This is a genomic window from Pantoea sp. SO10 (assembly GCF_005281435.1).
Classification (GTDB): Bacteria; Pseudomonadota; Gammaproteobacteria; order Enterobacterales; family Enterobacteriaceae; genus Pantoea; species Pantoea leporis.
On the sequence record NZ_CP040095.1, the window covers coordinates 3,910,808 to 3,929,263 of the forward strand.

The following is an 18,456-nucleotide window of genomic DNA, read 5'->3' on the forward strand; positions in this document are numbered from 1 at the left end:
TTATAACAAGAGGATAACTATACGCCATTTGGTTTTATCCGCATCAGTGAAATGCCCAGTTTTATGGTCATCATTTCGTCATATCGCGCTCGTAGACTCGCCCCCAATCAAATCCCAAAGAGGATAACAATCTGATGACGCCCCTGATTTCTCAGGCGCGCGTGCGTAACGCTCACGCCTTCGCGGGAGGTGGCCGATGACGCATGCCGCGCTGCCTATTGAACTGAAAAATCTCAGATGGTCGGTGGATAACCTGACTATTCTGCACGATCTCTCCCTGACCATTCCCGCAGGCGAAATTCTGGCGCTGCTCGGCCCGAGCGGCTGTGGCAAAAGCACGCTGCTGAAACTGCTGGCGGGTTTGCTGCAGCCCACCGCCGGCGAACTGTGGATCGGCCAACGCTGCGTGGCATCGCCGCACCACTGCGATGCGCCGGAAAAACGTAACCTCGGCATGGTGTTTCAGGATTACGCGCTGTGGCCGCACATGTCGGTGGCGCAAAACGTCGCCTTTCCGCTGCGCATGCGCGGCATGAAAAAAGCCGCCGCGCGGCAACAGGCCGATGCCGCACTGGCGCAGGTGGGCCTTGCGGATTTTGGCGATCGCAAACCGGCGCTGCTTTCAGGCGGCCAACAGCAGCGCGTGGCGCTGGCGCGCGCGCTGGTGGCGAAACCGGCCATTCTGCTGTTCGACGAACCGCTCTCCAACCTCGAACGCGACCTGCGTGAAACTCTGGTTCACACCATGGCGGATTTGCTGCGCGCGGCGCGCATCACCGCTGTTTACGTTACGCACGATCGCGACGAAGCCAGCACGCTGGCCGACCGCATCATTCACCTGGCGCAGGGCCAGATTGTTTCCGTTACTCACCTCTCAGGGGACTGCAATGCCATCTCTCAAGTCAGTTAAAACAGGAGCCATCAGCGCGATGATGTTGACTTCCGCCATCATGATCAACGACGCCCAGGCGCTGACGGTATACACCGCCGGTCCGGGTTCGCTGTCGAAAAGTCTTGCCGCCGGATTTGAAAAAAAGACCGGCATCAAAGTGAATATTTTCCAGGCCACCACCGGCAAAGTGATGGCGCGTCTGGAAGCGGAACAGGCCAATCCGCAAGCCGACGTGCTGATCTCGGCTTCGTGGGATACCGCCGAAGATCTGCAACAGCGCGGCTGGCTGCTGCCGTTCAACAGCGCCAACGCGGCGAAGGTGCCGAATCAGTTCAAAACCGCCAACTATGTCGCGCAGGGCATTTCCGCGCTCGGCATCGTGTGGAATACGCAAAGCAACACGCCAGAGCCGAAAACCTGGCAGGATCTCACCGCGCCCGCCTTCAAAGATAACGTCACCACGCCGGATCCGGCGCTGTCTGGCGCGTCACTCGATCTGCTGATTGGCCTGCAAAACAGCGAAGGCGAAAAAGCCTGGCAGCTGTTTGACCAGCTGAAAGCCAACGGCATGGTGATGAGCGGCCCCAACGCGCAGGCGGTGACGCCGGTGCTGCAAGGCGCGAAAGCGGCGGTGTTTGGCGCGGTCGATTACGTCACCTATAACAACATCGCGCAGGGCGAGAGCGTGAAGGTGATCTTTCCGGAAAACGGTACCGTGGTCGCACCGCGTCCGATGATGATCCTGAAAAGCAGCCAGCACCCAGACGATGCGAAGAAATTCGTTGATTACGTGCTGTCAGATGAAGGTCAGGAGCAAGTGGCGAAAGCCTGGCTGATGCCGGCGCGTACCGATATCAAAGCGCAACGTCCGCTGTTTACCGAGATCAAGTTATTGCCGACTAATCAGGATGGCAGCAGCGAACGATCGGCGGTGCTAAAGCGCTTTGGCGCCCTGTTCGGACAGTAAGCGATGTCGCGTGCCCTGAATGGCGTGATTCTGCTGGCGTTATTGCTGCTGGTGGCGCTGCCGCTGCTGTTTATCGTGCTGCAAGCGTTGTTTCCCTACTTAGGTGAAGGCAGTTGGCGCGGCGCTTTTAGTGCTTTTCCGGCGCTGCTGGACGATCCGCAGCTGGCAGCGATGTGGCTGGGCACGCTGAAAATCGGCGGCGGCGTGGCGCTGTGCAGTTTGCTGCTGGGCTTGCCGCTCGGCGCACTGCGCGGCCTGTTCCGCTTGCCGGGCGCGGCGCTGTGGGATCTGCTGTTTCTGATCCCCTTTCTGACGCCGCCCTATATTGTGGCGCTGTCATGGACGCTGGCGCTGCAACGCAACGGGTATATCGAACAACTCACCGGCATCAACTTCGACAGCCTGCTGTTTAGCAGCAGCGGCATGATTGGCGTGATGACGCTGAACATCTTCCCGGTGGTCTATTTCGCGGTGTCGCGTTCGCTGCTGGCCAGCGGGCAACGTCTCGCCTGGGTGGCGCGCGTGCATGGCGCATCGGCGTGGCGCGGTTTCTGGCACATCACCTTGCCGCTCACCTTACCGGCATTGGCGGGCGGCGTGCTGCTGGCGTTTACGCTGGCGATTGAGGAGTACGGCGTGCCTGCGGCGCTCGGTGCGCAGGCAAAGTTGACGCTGATGACCGTCGGTATTGAAACCAAACTCGCCGACTGGCCGATCGATCTGCCTGGCGCGGCGTCGCTGTCAATGATACTGAGCCTGATGGCGCTCACGGCGTGGCTGCTGCAGCGCAAACTGACCGGCAGCAGCGATGTGACGGCGGTTGGTGGCAAACCGGTGAGTCAGGAACTGGCGCATGCGGGACGCTTACAACTCTTAATGCTGCTGCCGTTTGCTGTCACCGTGCTGCTGGCGGTGGTGCTGCCGCTCGGCGCGATGACCCTGAGCGGCTTGCTGAATACGCTCTCCGGCGGATTGCATCTGAGTAATCTGACGCTACGCCACTTCGGCGCGCTGTTCAGCCAGCAAGGCGATGCGCTGGCGGCCTTCTCCACCAGCATTGGCCTGGCACTCGGCGCGGCGCTGCTGACCGGCGCGCTGGGTTTTCTGATCGCCTGGCGCGTATCGGAAGGGAAAACCCGTTTGCTGGCGATGATGGATGGCCTGGCGCTGCTGCCTGCGGCGATGCCCGGCGTGGTGGTGGGCGTGGGGTTGATTCTGCTGTGGAACCGCGGTTTCTGGCCGGTTTCGCCCTACAACACGATGTTTATTCTGCTGCTGTCGTACAGCTGTTTGCTGCTGCCGTGGCCGGTGCGTTATGTCAGTAGCGCGCTGCGCCAGCTGGCACCCACGCTGCAACCGGCGGCGCGCGTGCACGGCGCATCACGTGTGCAGGCGCTGCGTCTGATTGTGCTGCCGCTAGTCGCGCCCAGCTTGCTGGCGGCGATGATGATGGTGTTTGCCGTAGCGTCGCGCGAGCTGGTGACATCGCTGCTGTTGGCTCCGGCAGGCACGCAAACCGTGGCGATCTTTATCTGGCGTCAGTTCGAACAGGGCTCAGTGGGACAAGGTATGGCGATGGCCACGCTGACGCTTTGCGCCAGTTTGAGTTTGATGTTGGCGGCCACGGTGCTGATGCGGCGTCATGCCCGGTGATGATAATAATGGCGCCCCTACGGCACGGCGATCCGGATTTCTCTTTATCTTAAAAAACAGAAGGTTAATTTTCATCAACTACACTCTCCTGAGAAATTTTGTCTCAGGAGAGAGAATGAATAACCTGCTTCAGGAAAAAATTGGCCAGAACATCCTGGTAAAACTGGCGATGCTGGTGATTATTCTGGCGGGCATTCGCGCCGCCTCGGACATTCTGGTGCCCTTCTTACTCGCCAGCTTTTTAGCTATTGTGCTCAATCCGCTGGTTACGATGCTAATGCGACGCGGCGTCAAACGTGGCCTGGCGATTACGCTGGTGATCACCGTGATTTTTATCGTCGTACTGTTACTCATTGCTGTACTCGCCAGCTCGGCCAGTGACTTCAGCGATACCTATCCGCAAATCCGCGCCATGCTGGAGCAGAAACTGGCGGTGGTGCAACATTTTGCCGCGCGTTTTCATATCAACATCTCTACCGAAGCGCTGGCTGCGCGCCTCGATCCCAACGTGGTGATGGACATGGCAACATCGGTGCTAAAACAGCTGTCCGGCGCGATGACCAACGTCCTGCTGCTGATCCTCACCGTGGTGTTTATGCTGTTTGAAGTGCGTCATCTGCCGTACAAGATGCGCAATGCGATGGTTAATCCACAAATCCGCATCGCCGGTCTGCACCGCGCGCTGAAAGGTGTGACGCACTATCTGGCACTGAAAACCCTGGTGAGTTTGATTACCGGCGTGGCCGTTTGGCTGTCGCTGCTGCTGCTCGGCGTGAAGTTCGCGCTGTTCTGGGGCGTGGTGGCGTTCATCCTTAATTTCATCCCCAACATTGGCCCGATCATCGCCGGTATTCCGCCATTTATTCAGGCGCTGGTGTTAAATGATATTTATGACGCCATGCTGGTGGCGGCGCTGTTCAGCGCGATTCATATGGTGTTCGGCAACATGCTGGAGCCAAGATTGATGGGGCGCGGGCTGGGACTCTCGACGCTAGTGGTGTTTCTGTCGTTGATTTTCTGGGGCTGGCTGCTGGGTCCGGTCGGCATGTTGCTGTCGGTGCCGCTCACCAGCGTGACCAAGATTTTGATGGAAACCACGCCGGGCGGAAGCCGATTGGCGATTATGTTGGGTAATGGACGTCCGGGTAAACGGGCGCGTTAAGGCTCTTTTACTCAAGGTCGCGCAATAAATTGCGCCGCTACGGTTTAGTGCAGGTTGTCGTAGCGGCGTGATTTTACGTTATTGCGTTTGAAACACGCTGTTGTCGGTAATCGTCTGTACATCAACTTTGTTTGGCAGGATATTCAACTCGCTAAACAAGTCCGACACCTTCTGCACCTTTGCCACATCATCCGGCGTCACGCCACGTACGCCGTGGGAAATACGCGCAGTAATCTGCTGCGCGTCCGCTGGTTGCAGGCGCGTTAACTGCGCATACACCTCGTTATACTGCTGCGGATGCGCCAGCGCCCACTCGCGCGCTTTGGCCAGACGATGGGTGAAATCGGCAATCGCCGCGCGCTTCGCGGGATCGTCGAGCGAGCTTTGCGTGGCGGTGACAAACGACAGCGCGGTTGTCAGCCCTTTGCCGTCACGCAGCAGACGCGCGCCATGCTTTTCCGCAATACCTAAATAGGGATCGAAGGTTGCCCATGCGGCAATCTGCCCGGAGTTGAACGCCGCGCTGGCGTCGGTTGGCAACACAAAACGCACCGGCACCGTATCACGTGGCACTTTCGCCTCTTCCAACGCCTCATACAGCAAGTGCTGCGAGATACTGCCGCGCGCCGACGAGACGACAACCTGCTTGCCAGCCAAATCTTTCACGCTGTGGATCGGCGAATCGGCGGGGACGATCAGCCCGTTCGAACCGGCGTCACCGACGTTGGTGGCGATGATCTTCAGCGGTACGCCGCCCGACGCCGCCATCAGCACCGGCAAATCGCCAGCGTACGAGGTATCGACCGCACCCGCACGCTGCGCTTCAAACAGCGGCGCCGCGCCCTGGAAATTCGCCCAGCGATAGTGATAAGGCGCGTCTTTCATGACATCTGCCGCTTCGATCAGCGAACGCAGATTGCGTGCCTGATCGCCCAGCACCAGCGTGACTTTACTCAAATCAGGCGCCGCCTGACTGCCAAACGCCGCGCACAGCAGCAGCGCAGAAACTACCGGTTTTAGCCATTTCATCGGGGAGATTCTCAGAGTGCGTTGCGGTTGAGCTGGCGGATGTAAGCATCCCAGTGCAGCTGATATTTGCGATTACGGATGCTGTTATCAAACGCCTGCGCGGCTTTCTCGGAAACGGCGTCCGGCAGAATGATCAGATCCGCGCCACCCGACTGTGCCGCCAACTGTGCCTGACAGGCGCGCTCGAGGTAATAGAGGTTGTAGAAAGCTTCTTCAATGCTGCCGCCGCTGGTCAGCAGGCCGTGATTGCGCAGGATCAGCGCGTTAAGATCGCCGAGATCGGCAACGATGCGCTGCTGCTCGTCGAGATCCAGCGCGATACCTTCGTAATCGTGATAGCCGAGGCGATTATGGAAACGCGTGCTGTGTTGCGAAATCATCAGCAGGCCGTTTCGCTGCGCCGAAACGCCAATGCCAGCCGCGGTGTGCGTATGCAGCACCGCATGGGCATCTGGCCGCGCGCGGTGAATCGCACTGTGAATAACAAACCCGGCAAGGTTAATTCCCAGCCCGGTTGGGTCGTCAATAATATTGCCGTCGATGTCGATTTTAACCAGCGTTTCCGCCTGGATTTCATCGAAGGTTTGCCCGAAAGCGTTGATAAGAAAGTGCGGCTGATCGCCCGGTACGCGCAGGGAAAAATGGGTGTAAATATGGTCGGTCCAGCGTAGCTTCGCCGCCAGATGATAAGCCTGCGCCAGTTTGATGCGCGCCTGCCATTCGCCTTCGCTGATGCGCTGCCGTAATGATGTGATATCCAGGGTTTCCGTGCTCATTTCCGCTCCTCATTTCAGGTCAATGTGCTTACCTAACATCGTGGCATAGCGTTTTTGCCGCTGGGAAATGCCAATAACGGCAAAACAATGTCATTAAACGCAAAGTGAGATTGATCATTGACCTGTATCAGACCGGTTTATTCTTAAATCGCTACCCTACACAGCCCTGTGAAAATGGTATGCTGCTGACGCCGCAAGCGCAGCTTAAACCGACTGAGGATTGTCTGGTGCCACTGAAAAAACGACATCACGATTTTGATTGGGTCTTAATCGTTTGTGCCGGGTTGCTGCCGTTGGTGCTCGGCATCCTTTGTACGGCCATCGAAGCGCGTCACACCGTCAGCCAACAGCAGATTTCAACCGCCAATACCTTGATTACTCAGGCTGAAAAGATGAGTGACAACGCCTGGAATATGATCACTGAGATGCGCCAGTATCAGTACCAGCCTTGTGCCAAAATCGAAGATCAGCTGCAGCGCGCCGGTACGCTTAATCCCTATTTTCGATCCATTGGTATGATGAAAGGCAATGACATCATTTGCTCGTCCGCCTTTGGCCTGCGACATGGCACCCTGACTGAGATGATGATGCAGCCGCCGCCGATAACCGGCAAAGCCTGGTGGAGCATTTCGGTGCGCGGAACGGTTGGCGTGCCGAATCGTCCGGCGGTGGTGTTTATGCGTCAGCTTCCCGATACCAGCGGTTTTTGGGCGGTCATCGACGGCCAATATTTGATGGATTTCATGAACGCCATTGGCGGTTCACGCGGTTACCACATGAGCCTGCAATTTAGCGGTGGCGCAGTGATCGCCAGCGGACCAGCTGACATGCAGCCAAAGCTGTATATGAAAAGTGAATCTTTTCAGGCCGACTCCAGCCGCTATCCCATCACCGTTAATGTAACCGTTCCGGCTTCTGAGTTGCTCAAAGCCTGGCGTCAGGCGCTGTTCATCTTCCTGCCGATGGCGGCGATTTTCTCGATTTTGCTGATGATCCTCACCGCCAATTGGCTGCGTCGTCGTATTTCCTGGCACGATGAAATTGGTCGCGCTATCCGCGCCCGCCAGTTCTCAGTGCATTATCAGCCGGTATACAGCAATACCTTGCACGCCTGCGCCGGTGTTGAAGCCTTACTGCGCTGGCAACGGCCCAACGGTGTGATGATTCGTCCGGATATCTTTATCAGCGCCGCTGAAGCCGAAGGGATGATTGTGCCGTTGACGCAGCATCTGCTGGAGTTGATGGCCGAAGATATTCAGAGCTGGCAGGTCGAGCCCGGATTTCACCTCGGGCTGAATCTGGCGGCGGAGCATCTGCAGCATGACGATTTCGTGGCCGATATTGAATTGTTTGCTGAGCGCATCAAAGATAAACAGCTGTGCATCACGCTGGAGCTGACCGAACGCAGCCTGATTGAAGAGGGTGAAAAGGTGGCGTGTAAACTGCGTCATTTGCGCGCGCAGGGCATGAAGGTGGCGATTGATGATTTCGGTACCGGCCACTGTTCACTGACCTACCTGCTCACCTTCCCGCTGGACTACCTGAAAATCGATCGCGGCTTTATCAATGCCATTGAAGGCCTCGACGTGGAAACGCCGGTGCTGGATGCGATTATTAATCTGTGCCACAAGCTGGAACTGGATGTGCTGGGCGAAGGCGTCGAGACCGCAACACAATTTGAGTACCTGCGGCAGCGTGGTGTGATATTTATTCAGGGCTACTATTATGCCCGTCCGCTGGATAATGACCGGCTGCGTGCCTGGCTCAGCGAGCAAGGGCACAAGCCACTTCTCGTTGAGGAACATTATGAGCCTGAACTGCATCATTCTTGATGACTACCAGAACGTCGCCCAGTCGCTTGCCGATTGGGCGTCTCTCGCCCCGCTGGTGCACACCACTTCCCTGACTGAACATTTCGCCGACCAGGATGAATTGGTTAAGCGCATCGCGCACGCCGATATTTTGGTGGTTATGCGCGAACGCACGCCGCTCAGCGCCAAGCTGATTGGCCGCTTGCCCAATCTGAAAATGGTAGTCACTTCCGGCATGCGTAATGCCTCCATCGATTTACATGCCTGCGCGGAACGCTATATCGCGGTGTGCGGTACCGCCAGCAGCAGCGCGGCACCGCTGGAACTGACGTGGGGATTGTTGCTGGGATTGGCGCGCCATATCGTGCCGGAGAATCAGGCGCTGCGCAGCAACGGCGCGTGGCAGCACACCGTTGGCATGAGCCTGCAGGGCAAAACGCTGGGATTACTTGGATTGGGTAAAATCGGCGGCGAGATGGCAAAAGTGGCGCAGGCGTTCGGGATGCGTGTGTGTGCGTGGAGCCAGAATTTAAACGCCGAACGTGCCGCCGAGTGTGGCGCAGAACGTTCGCCATCGCTAGCTGCGCTGCTCAGTAGCAGCGATGTGGTGTCCATTCATCTGGTATTGAGCGAGCGCTCACGCCATTTAATTGATGCAGCAGCGCTGGCGCAGATGAAGCCCGGCGCGCTGCTGATTAACACATCGCGCGCCGGCATTGTCGATCAACAGGCGATGATCGCCGCGCTGCAATCGGGTCAGTTAGCCGGTGCGGGATTAGATGTGTTTGAACAGGAGCCGCTGCCCGCCAATCATCCGCTGCGTCAGCTGCCGAACGTGCTGGCGACGCCGCATCTCGGCTATGTCGCCGACAACAATTATCGCACCTACTTCACGCAGGCGGTGGAAGATATTCAGGGATGGTTAACGGGTGCGCCGCTGCGCTCGCTGCTCTGAACGGCCTGCGCGCCGTTTTTCCGCAATGCGCAGCGCCACTTCAAGGCTGTCTTCCGCCAGCGCGCCATTCGGCACATCGCGCTGGGCATTGAGACGTTGATTAATGCGCTCCAGCGTCGGCGTTAACTGCCCCACCAACTGCTGATATTCATCAAGCTGCGTGATGGGTTGGTTACATGCGATGCTGGTTTGCGTCAACCGTTGCAGCTGACGTAAGCTCTCGGTCGCCTGGCGGGAGAGTAATCCGGCCTGACGCCAGCTTTTCAGGCGCTGCAGCAGTTCATCGGGTTGTTGCGCCAATAATGCCAGCTGCGCATCGGTTCGTTCGCCACAGTTAATCCACGCCACCGAGCTAATGGAAACGGCAGTCGTACGCTGTGCCGCAGGCACAAGATTGATAAGATTGCTTTCTACACTGTCGCTCATCGACAGCCAGGGATTCTTAAAAGACTGGGCGTTTATCCTCGACATGAACACTCCACCAAAGCACGGCGGCAGAGTATTACCCAATGTTTTGGAGCTGGCAAGCAGAGGTTGCCGCCTCGCTTAATGGTAAGTTTTTCTTATTTATGTGCGCATCAATCAGGTATGGCAATAAAGCCGCGGCATACCAGAATAATTGATTATTTGATCGCCATTGGGGAGTTGATACATCTGATAATAATCACTGTGGGATTCTCGCGCCGAGGTGAAAAGTATCTGCGCAGCGAGTGGCTCGGGCACCGTATCATCGGCCATCGCCTGCACTTTACGGGTATTCACCAGCATAAAATCTCCCTGACGATGCCAGCTACTGACAGAAACGCGATTTAAACGATATTGGCGATCTTGTACGATGACCGCGCCAATGAGTATTGACGTGCTGCTACCATCCGCTTTAAAACGAGTGCGCATGGTGGCATTTAATGTACCGGTTGGTTTCCCCTGATTATCAATACGATAAGGTATTTCGCACCATTCGGGTACCGGTACGGTTGGACGTACTAATAGCACCAATGCCCAGGGAAGCATAAACGTCACGAAAATAGCTGAACCTAGTACTGCTTTACGCATCCGGTAACTCCTGAACAAACACCATCCACGATATGCACTCATTATCCTTTTGCGCAATCGGTCTGGCGCAGAGGAAAGCACTAGTATGAACGCGGGTACGCGACTGGTTTATGTAGAGTAATGGCGGAGTCGCCCCATCCATTAATTGAGGCTTCAAATCAGTAAAACGCCGCAGAGCATCTTTAACGATCAGCGAGTTTTCTGGATAGCTATCTGCAATGAAGACCTGCGTCTGCGCTTCCTGACCATAAAATTTAAATTGCATGCCATCATGTTCGGTTGGCGCAAACTCCTGACGGGCAATCAGTGCCAGCGCCACATTCAGCAGTAATAATCCCACCAGCACGCCACGCCACAGCCAGGATTTTTTCTTCACGGCGACCGCTTTCACAGCAGGTTCGGGCTGCACCGTGACCGGCTTTTCAGCTTCAGCAACAGGCGTAGCGACCTCACTGAAGGATTCGACATCGACCTGCTCGGCCAGCACGCAGCCAATCAGCGGCACCTGATGTACCAATGCACCTGGCGCGTGCGCCTGCTGCGCCAGACGATTGATCTCAGCAATGGTCAACGTTAAGCGATCGGCAAAGGGGATCTCAGAAGGTTCGCGCTGAAACAGCACATGCAATGCCTGATTGCGCACCAGCTTGCCTTGGGCATTGAGCACGCGGCGTAATACCGCGCTTTGCAGCGGACTTAATGCCACGCGTTGAGCGGGAGAATTGAGTGGATAAAACACCTGTTGGTCGGCATCAAAACAGAGACTTTTGGCAAATAAAACAAAGCGCGCCATATGAAACCTGATTTCCAAAAAAGCAACTCACGCAAGTATATGTAGTTTCGCGAGATGGCGCACGCTTACTGCAAATCGCTGCGTGAAATTATGGCCTTTTTTCGACGCGTTTTAAGCGCTAACAGGCCACAGCATTAGCTAAAAAATAGTCAGTTAATGGTGAGAACATGACAAATATCACACAAAATCGGTATACTCTGTCGCGGTTGGCAATCATTACTTTCCTAATAATTGCCCGGCAGGGCAGGGAAAAAGCGTTATTTCCCCGCTATGCTTTAATTTTCTCAACGCCGCGGACTGTTGGCATTGTTTGAGTCCGCAGCGTTGAGGATTTTTCGAATTCCAATACAGGGTATCTGCATGAAACTACGTAGGAAGCGTGTAAAACCTATCGGGATTGATGATGTCACCATTATCGATGACTCCCGTTTACGTAAAGCCATTACCGCGGCTTCGCTGGGCAACGCGATGGAATGGTTTGATTTTGGTGTTTATGGCTTTGTGGCTTACGCGCTGGGTAAGGTGTTCTTCCCGGATGCTTCTCCAAGTGTACAGATGATTGCTGCACTGGGTACGTTCTCAGTTCCGTTCCTGATTCGTCCACTCGGTGGTTTGTTCTTCGGCATGTTGGGCGATAAATATGGTCGCCAGAAAATCCTTTCTATTACCATCGTTATCATGTCGATCAGTACCTTCTGTATCGGCTTGATACCGTCCTATGCCTCAATTGGTATTTGGGCACCTATTCTGCTGCTATTGGCAAAAATGGCGCAGGGCTTCTCGGTCGGCGGTGAATATACCGGTGCATCGATCTTCGTTGCCGAGTACTCGCCTGACCGCAAGCGCGGCTTTATGGGCAGCTGGCTTGATTTCGGCTCCATCGCCGGTTTTGTGCTCGGTGCGGGCGTCGTGGTGCTGATCTCCACCATTATCGGTGAAGAGAAATTCCTCGAGTGGGGCTGGCGTATTCCGTTCTTTATTGCGCTGCCGCTCGGCATTATCGGTTTGTATCTGCGTCATGCCCTGGAAGAAACGCCGGCGTTCCAGCAACACGTTGACAAGCTAGAACAAGGCGACCGTGAAGGTCTGCGCGACGGCCCGAAAGTGTCGTTTAAAGAGATCGCGACCAAACACTGGAAAAGCCTGTTGGCCTGTATCGGTCTGGTGATCGCCACCAACGTGACCTATTACATGCTGCTGACCTACATGCCGAGTTACCTGTCACATAACCTGCACTACTCGGAAGATCACGGCGTGTTGATCATCATCGCCATTATGATGGGTATGTTGTTTGTACAGCCAGTAATGGGCATGCTGAGTGACCGCTTTGGCCGTCGTCCATTTGTCATCATCGGCAGTATCGCCCTGTTTGCCTTCGCGATTCCGGCCTTTATGCTGATTAACAGTGGCGTGCTGGGTCTGATTTTTGCCGGTCTGTTGCTGATGGCTGTGATCTTAAACGCCTTTACCGGTGTAATGGCATCCTCGCTACCTGCGATGTTCCCAACCCACATTCGCTACAGCGCATTGGCAAGTGCCTTCAATATTTCGGTGCTGATTGCCGGTCTAACGCCGACATTCGCTGCTTATTTAGTGGAAGCCACCAACAATCTGTATATGCCGGCTTACTACCTGATGGTTGTCGCGGTGATTGGTTTGATTACCGGTATCTTCATGAAAGAGACCGCCAACAAGCCGCTGCGCGGTGCCACGCCAGCCGCGTCGGACATGGATGAAGCACGTGAGATCCTGCAGGAGCATCACGACAACATCGAGCAGAAAATCGAAGATATTGATGACGAGATCGCCAAGCTTGAGGCGAAACGTAAAAACCTGGTGCAGCAGCATCCGGACATCAACGAGTAATCTTCCCGACTCCCGCCGCCCGGCGGGAGTTTTCGTTTCCGCACACAATCCTTCATGCGCAGCCGCGAAAAGGGGTAAACTATTGCCACTTTTTTAACCTGCATAAGTTGTAGAGCATGTCTGAATTTAATCTGATCCAGCGCCCAAGAAGGCTGCGCAAAAGCGCGTCAATGCGCGAAATGTTCCAGGAATCTCACCTCAGCATCAACGATTTGGCACTGCCGATTTTCGTTGAAGAAGGCGTGGACGATTATGTGCCCATTAACGCCATGCCGGGCGTGGTGCGTATTCCCGAGAAACGTTTAGCTTATGAGATTGAACGTATTGCCAAAGCGGGCATTCGTTCAGTGATGACCTTCGGTATTTCCCACCACACCGACGCCACCGGCAGCGATGCCTGGAATGAAAACGGTTTAGTGGCGCGTATGTCGCGTATCTGCAAAGACACCGTGCCAGAAATGATCGTGATGTCAGATACCTGCTTCTGCGAATACACCAGCCACGGCCATTGCGGCGTGCTGTGCGATCACGGCGTCGATAACGACCAAACGCTGATCAACCTCGGCAAGCAAGCCGTGGTTGCGGCACAAGCCGGCGCAGACTTTATCGCTCCTTCTGCCGCGATGGATGGCCAGGTGAAAGCCATTCGCCAGGCGCTCGACGCCGCCGGCTTCACCGATACCGCCATCATGTCTTATTCGACGAAGTTCGCGTCCTCCTTCTACGGCCCGTTCCGTGAAGCCGCAGGCACCGCGCTGAAAGGCGATCGTAAGACTTACCAGATGAATCCGATGAACCGCCGTGAAGCGCTGCGCGAGTCGCTGCTTGATGAAGCGGAAGGTGCAGATTCTCTGATGGTAAAACCAGCTGGCGCTTACCTCGATATCCTGCGCGATATCCGCGAACGCACCACGCTGCCGCTCGCTGCGTACCAGGTGAGCGGTGAGTACGCGATGATCAAATTCGCCGCGCAGGCGGGTGCCATCGACGAACGTAATGTGGTTCTGGAGAGCCTTGGCGCGATTAAACGTGCCGGCGCGGATCTCATTTTCAGCTATTTTGCCCTTGATCTCGCTGAGCAAAAAGTGCTCTGATTATCGTTACGCTTGGCATCGGACATCGCATACCGTTGCCAGGCGCTTTCAGCCTTTGTGGCTTAAACACCAGTGTTTCTGTAATCCCATAATTATTAAGAGTAACGCGATGAAAGCACCTGCACTGCCTGCGGACGAGTCACATCGTCTGGCCCAGTTACGTGCGCTCAACATTCTGCACACGCCTGCCGAAGAGCGTTTCGACCGTTTAACCCGCCTTGCCCGTCGTTTGTTTGGTGTACCCGTTGCGCTGGTCAGCCTGCTGGAAGAGGACCATCAGTGGTTCAAATCCACTGCGGGTTCAAGCGATACCACCGCACCGCGCAATACCTCTTTCTGTGGCCACGCCGTGCTGCAGGATGATGTGATGGTGGTGGAAAACGCGCTTGATGATGAACGCTTCTACGATAATCCACTAGTTAAAAATGCCGAAAATCCGGTGCGTTTCTACGCCGGTTGCCCATTGCGCACGCCGGCTGGTGCGAAAGTCGGCACCTTGTGCATTATCGATCATCATGCGCGCCAGTTCGATGCGGATGATATCCATACATTGCGTGATTTAGCCGCAATGGCGGAAGCGGAGCTGGTGGCGTTCCAGACCGCAACATCCGATGAACTGACGCAAATCACCAACCGCCGTGGCTTTATGACGCTCGGCCAGCTGGCGCTGAATGAGTGCCAGTTGAAGCAGTTACCGGCCAGCCTGACTTTCCTCGATCTCGATCGCTTTAAAGCCATTAACGATACGCTCGGTCATCGCGAAGGCGACCGCGCATTAATGGACTTTGCCAACGCCATGAAGGTGAGTTTTCGCCATGCGGATATCTTTGCTCGTTTGGGCGGCGACGAATTTGTGGTGCTGTTTAATGGCTTGCAGCAAGCCGATGCCGAAGGTGTGTTGGCGCGCTTTGATGGTTTCCTGCAACAGCAAACCCAGAACCTGGAGCGCCGCTACGCTTTGCACTTCTCATCGGGCATTGTTGAGTTCGATCCCGATCATCCGCAGTCGCTGGAACAGCTGCTGGAAGGTAGCGACGAACGGATGTACGCCGCTAAGAACGGGAAAAAGAAGCTGAGTTGATTGTGGGTCGCCGTGAATGGCGTAATGCACGTCAGTTGAGAAAGGATTTTGCTTTAGCTCTGATGCGGGCTCTGACACATCTGCTGCGTCACGGACCGTCCTCGCGCCGCTAACGCGGTACCTTCGGCTTCCACGTTGTGCCAACGGACCGTTCGTGGATCGGCCATCCATGGCCGGCCCCGAACTGCCTCACGCATCCCTGCGTGAGCCTCCTGGCCCAACGTAAAAGCCTCAGCGCTGCGAATAGCCCTTTTGCCGCAGCAGACGCGCCAGCGCCTCTGGCAAACGTGCCCTTTTCAGCAACACGCACTGAAGCTTATGAGCAGGCCGGGGCCACTTTTGGACCGGCAATCCGCAGCGCTGAACGAAACGAGGAAGCCAGGAGAGCCCGCAGGACGCGGGCGAAAGGCGGAGCCGGGACAAGGAAGTCCCGTCTCCACCGGTCTGTCAGGCAGACGAGCGAAGTGAAGGTACCGCGTAAGCGGCGCGAGGACCGCCGGACCAAAAGTGGCTCCGGCCTGCGCATTCGTCGTTGGCTTAACTGACAAGCATTACTCCGTGAATGGCGACCCTGCAATTAATGCCCCACTAAATCCGTGATCAATGCCTGATTAAACGTCTGCGGTTCTTCCATCTGCGGCGCGTGCCCCATGCCCGGGAATTCGATTAAGCGTGCGCCGGGAATCAGTTGCGCCACCTGCTTGCCCAATACATTGTAATGCCCGAGTTTTGCTTTCACTTCCGGCGGCGCGATATCACTGCCAATCGCCGTGGTATCTGCGGTGCCAATCATCAACGTGGTCGGCACGCGTAGATCTTTAAACTCGTAATACACCGGCTGAGTGAAAATCATGTCGTAGATGAGCGCCGAGTTCCACGCCACTTTCTTGTGGCCTGGCCCGCTGTTTAGCCCAGCCAGCATATCAACCCATTTGTCATACTCCGGCTTCCACTGGCCGCTGTAATATGTCTGCTGTTCGTACTTCTTGATGCCCGCCGCATCCAGCTTGAGTTCACGCTGATACCACTGATCCACCGAGCGCCACGGCGCGCCTTTGGCTTTCCAGTCTTCTAAGCCGATGGGATTGACCAGCACCAGCTTCTGCGTTTGTCTGGGATACATCAGCGCATAACGCGTCGCCAGCATGCCGCCGGTCGAGTGCCCAACCATAATGGCGTTGTCGATACCCAGTTGCTGCAACAGTTGATGGGTGTTCTGTGCCAGTTGCTGGAAGGTGTATTGATAGTTAGCTGGTTTAGTTGAGCTGCAGAAGCCAATCTGATCTGGCGCGATGACGCGATAACCTTTCTGGCTCAGCGCCTTGATGGTGTCATCCCAGGTTGCGCCACAGAAGTTCTTGCCGTGCATCAACACCACGGTTTCACCGTTGGCCTGCTGCGTAGGTTTGACATCCATATAACCCATACTCAGCGCTTGCTGCTGCGAGGAGAAGTTAAAGTGCTGCAGCGGATAGGGATAGTTAAAGCCTTCGAGCTGTTCACCATACACATTGGCGGCGAGCGCCGGAGCAACAGCGCCTAATGCCACTGATGCCAGAATCACGGCAAGTGACTGTTTTGGCTTGAAACGAAAACCCATTAGGTGATTCCTCAACAGTGAAAACCTTCAGTGTGGCACGTTAATCCGCGTTAAGTATTGATGAGGTGTGCCGCCAGAAAGCACACCTTTTACTATTAAGCGCCGCGAAGCGATGAAAAATTTGAGTTAATAATAACGCCCGTTATTACGATAAATACTCAACATCATCACAACAAGAAAACCTGTAAATTCACGAAAACCAAGACCGGTCTTGATGACAAATATTAAAACAGCCAAATAACCAGAAAACTTTACATTAATTGCAGATTGGAAAGATTAATTAAATTACACTCTGCCACTGTTAATGGAGGACTATGATGACACAGCAAAAATATAATGAAGGGGTAATTGATTCGGTAACCGAATGGATTATGGCTAACCTGGATCAACGTTTAACGATTGATGATATTGCACTGAAGTCTGGCTATTCGAAATGGTATTTACAGAAACTCTTCGCCCGCTATCACAATGAGACGCTGGCACGCTACATTCGAAAAAAGAAACTGGCTCATTGCATTAATGACTTAAAAGACAGCAATGTGCCAATTATCAGCCTGGCAGTGAAATATCATTTTGAAAGCCAACAATCTTTCACGCGCTCATTTAAACATGTGCTGGGCTGCACGCCTCTTTATTGCCGTAAGCGCCAGCTGGATGAGGAAGCCAAACTTGCAATGCGTGAAAGTCGCGATCCCTGTGTGCTTTGCCGTCAGGCGGGATTTGACGCCACGGAACGCAATAAAGCAATTATCACGCCCGCGGTACGTAACGATAAATATATGCCGCGAATTGGTTGTGCGATGCGTTGATAAATAATTGACTCTTTTTTGGCGCCATTTGACGCCAACAGACTTCTTCATTCCAATTCATGAACGCTTTAATTGAATAGAAACGGATGGCATACCATCCGTTTCTCAATTAGTAACTCGATTTATTCAGCGCATTTACGCTCTTTTTAAAATGCGCGAGCCGATTATCCAGCGCATCGGTATACAGCATGGTATCCACACCGACGGCAACGAAATTAGCTCCCCACCGAATAGCGCGTTCCGCCATTTCCAGATTAACCGCCAGAAAACCGGCCGCTTTTCCTGCGCTGCGGATGCGTTTGATACTCTGCTCAATCACTTTCTGCACTTCAGGATGCCCGGCATTATCGGGATAGCCCAATGAGGCTGACAAATCAGCCGGACCAATAAAGATTCCGTCAACGCCCTCAACCTCCAGCAACGCATTGAGATTATCAATCGCCGTTTTGCTTTCGGCCTGAATCAGCAGGCATAACTCTTCATTGGCGCGCGCCATATAATTTTCCACGCGCCCCCAACGTGCCGCCCGCGCCACGCCTGCGCCGACGCCGCGCGTGCCGTAAGGCGGATAGCGCGTCGCCTTCACCAGCGCCTGTGCCTGCTCAGCGGTATCGATCATCGGCACCAGCAAGGTGCGCGCACCGATATCCAGCACCTGCTTGATCAGTGCGGTCTGGAATTCGATTGGCCGTATCACCGGCTGGCTGCGATAAGGCGCAACGGCCTGCAATTGATGATAGAGATCCTGTACGGTATTCGGGGCGTGTTCGCCATCTATCAATAACCAGTCGTAGCCGCTGGTGGCAGCAATTTCGGCCAGATACGACGATGTGCTGCTCAGCCACAAACCAATCTGCGTTTCGCCTTTCGCCAATCCGGCTTTGAAGGGATTATTTAACGGATCCTGCATAGCTG

17 protein-coding genes are annotated in these 18,456 nt (G+C 55.1%); 10 read left to right on the plus strand and 7 right to left on the minus strand.

What is annotated here, in order from left to right:
* The first annotated feature begins 196 nt into the window (after positions 1-196).
* From FCN45_RS18120 to FCN45_RS18135, 4 genes are all read left to right on the plus strand, one after another.
* On the plus strand, positions 197-910 hold the full coding sequence (locus FCN45_RS18120; protein ID WP_137386677.1) for an ABC transporter ATP-binding protein: 714 nt from the start codon (positions 197-199) through the stop codon (positions 908-910).
* Positions 888-1,859 carry an ABC transporter substrate-binding protein gene (locus tag FCN45_RS18125; protein ID WP_168197471.1) on the plus strand — a complete coding sequence of 324 codons (972 nt, stop codon included), beginning with the start codon at positions 888-890 and terminating at the stop codon, positions 1,857-1,859. Before FCN45_RS18120 ends, FCN45_RS18125 begins: the two co-directional genes overlap by 23 nt.
* 3 nt (positions 1,860-1,862) lie before the next feature.
* Positions 1,863-3,512, plus strand: coding sequence for an iron ABC transporter permease (locus FCN45_RS18130; RefSeq protein ID WP_137386679.1), 1,650 nt, complete (start codon positions 1,863-1,865; stop codon positions 3,510-3,512).
* A 115-nt stretch (positions 3,513-3,627) separates the two neighbouring features.
* Positions 3,628-4,674, plus strand: coding sequence for an AI-2E family transporter (locus tag FCN45_RS18135; RefSeq protein WP_101762704.1), 1,047 nt, complete (start codon positions 3,628-3,630; stop codon positions 4,672-4,674).
* 78 nt (positions 4,675-4,752) lie between these two features.
* Here FCN45_RS18135 and FCN45_RS18140 read toward each other — a convergent pair whose 3' ends face one another.
* Together FCN45_RS18140 and FCN45_RS18145 are read right to left on the minus strand one after the other, a co-directional pair.
* The gene (locus FCN45_RS18140) at positions 4,753-5,703 is read right to left on the minus strand and encodes an ABC transporter substrate-binding protein (RefSeq protein ID WP_137386680.1); all 951 of its coding nucleotides are present in this window, start codon (positions 5,701-5,703) and stop codon (positions 4,753-4,755) included.
* 11 nt (positions 5,704-5,714) lie between these two features.
* Entirely contained in the window at positions 5,715-6,479 is a 765-nt protein-coding gene (locus FCN45_RS18145; RefSeq protein ID WP_137386681.1) for a class II aldolase/adducin family protein, read from the minus strand.
* A 227-nt stretch (positions 6,480-6,706) separates the two neighbouring features.
* Here FCN45_RS18145 and FCN45_RS18150 point away from each other — a divergent pair, with 227 nt between their 5' ends.
* Both FCN45_RS18150 and FCN45_RS18155 read left to right on the plus strand, forming a co-directional pair.
* Entirely contained in the window at positions 6,707-8,311 is a 1,605-nt protein-coding gene (locus FCN45_RS18150) for an EAL domain-containing protein (protein WP_137386682.1), read from the plus strand.
* Positions 8,286-9,245: a D-2-hydroxyacid dehydrogenase family protein gene (locus FCN45_RS18155; RefSeq protein ID WP_137386683.1), complete on the plus strand. Its 960-nt coding sequence runs from the start codon at positions 8,286-8,288 to the stop codon at positions 9,243-9,245. The genes FCN45_RS18150 and FCN45_RS18155 overlap by 26 nt, the downstream gene beginning before the upstream one ends.
* Here FCN45_RS18155 and FCN45_RS18160 read toward each other — a convergent pair.
* The 3 genes from FCN45_RS18160 to FCN45_RS18170 all read right to left on the minus strand — a co-directional run bounded on the left by FCN45_RS18160 (position 9,213) and on the right by FCN45_RS18170 (position 11,091).
* Positions 9,213-9,716, minus strand: coding sequence for a hypothetical protein (locus FCN45_RS18160; protein ID WP_137386684.1), 504 nt, complete (start codon positions 9,714-9,716; stop codon positions 9,213-9,215). The two genes, FCN45_RS18155 and FCN45_RS18160, sit on opposite strands and share 33 nt — an antisense overlap.
* Before the next feature lie 111 nt (positions 9,717-9,827).
* Positions 9,828-10,298, minus strand: coding sequence for a hypothetical protein (locus FCN45_RS18165; protein WP_137386685.1), 471 nt, complete (start codon positions 10,296-10,298; stop codon positions 9,828-9,830).
* Complete coding sequence (locus FCN45_RS18170) at positions 10,291-11,091, minus strand: hypothetical protein (RefSeq protein WP_137386686.1); 801 nt, start codon at positions 11,089-11,091, stop codon at positions 10,291-10,293. Before FCN45_RS18170 ends, FCN45_RS18165 begins: the two co-directional genes overlap by 8 nt.
* Before the next feature lie 360 nt (positions 11,092-11,451).
* Here FCN45_RS18170 and proP point away from each other — a divergent pair, with 360 nt between their 5' ends.
* From proP to FCN45_RS18185, 3 genes are all read left to right on the plus strand, one after another.
* Positions 11,452-12,957 carry a glycine betaine/L-proline transporter ProP gene (gene proP, locus FCN45_RS18175; protein ID WP_101762711.1) on the plus strand — a complete coding sequence of 502 codons (1,506 nt, stop codon included), beginning with the start codon at positions 11,452-11,454 and terminating at the stop codon, positions 12,955-12,957.
* A gap of 116 nt (positions 12,958-13,073) precedes the next feature.
* A complete protein-coding gene (gene hemB, locus FCN45_RS18180) occupies positions 13,074-14,051 on the plus strand; it encodes a porphobilinogen synthase (protein ID WP_101762712.1) in 978 nt (325 codons plus the stop codon).
* 109 nt (positions 14,052-14,160) lie between these two features.
* On the plus strand, positions 14,161-15,132 hold the full coding sequence (locus tag FCN45_RS18185) for a diguanylate cyclase (RefSeq protein WP_137386687.1): 972 nt from the start codon (positions 14,161-14,163) through the stop codon (positions 15,130-15,132).
* 577 nt (positions 15,133-15,709) lie between these two features.
* Here FCN45_RS18185 and FCN45_RS18195 read toward each other — a convergent pair.
* Entirely contained in the window at positions 15,710-16,732 is a 1,023-nt protein-coding gene (locus FCN45_RS18195; RefSeq protein ID WP_101762714.1) for an alpha/beta fold hydrolase, read from the minus strand.
* Between the two features lie 317 nt (positions 16,733-17,049).
* Between FCN45_RS18195 and FCN45_RS18200 the strand changes: the two genes are divergently transcribed.
* On the plus strand, positions 17,050-17,541 hold the full coding sequence (locus FCN45_RS18200) for a helix-turn-helix domain-containing protein (RefSeq protein WP_137386918.1): 492 nt from the start codon (positions 17,050-17,052) through the stop codon (positions 17,539-17,541).
* 109 nt (positions 17,542-17,650) lie between these two features.
* Here FCN45_RS18200 and yfaU read toward each other — a convergent pair whose 3' ends face one another.
* Positions 17,651-18,451, minus strand: coding sequence for a 2-keto-3-deoxy-L-rhamnonate aldolase (yfaU, locus tag FCN45_RS18205; RefSeq protein ID WP_137386688.1), 801 nt, complete (start codon positions 18,449-18,451; stop codon positions 17,651-17,653).
* Positions 18,452-18,456 lie beyond the last annotated feature (5 nt).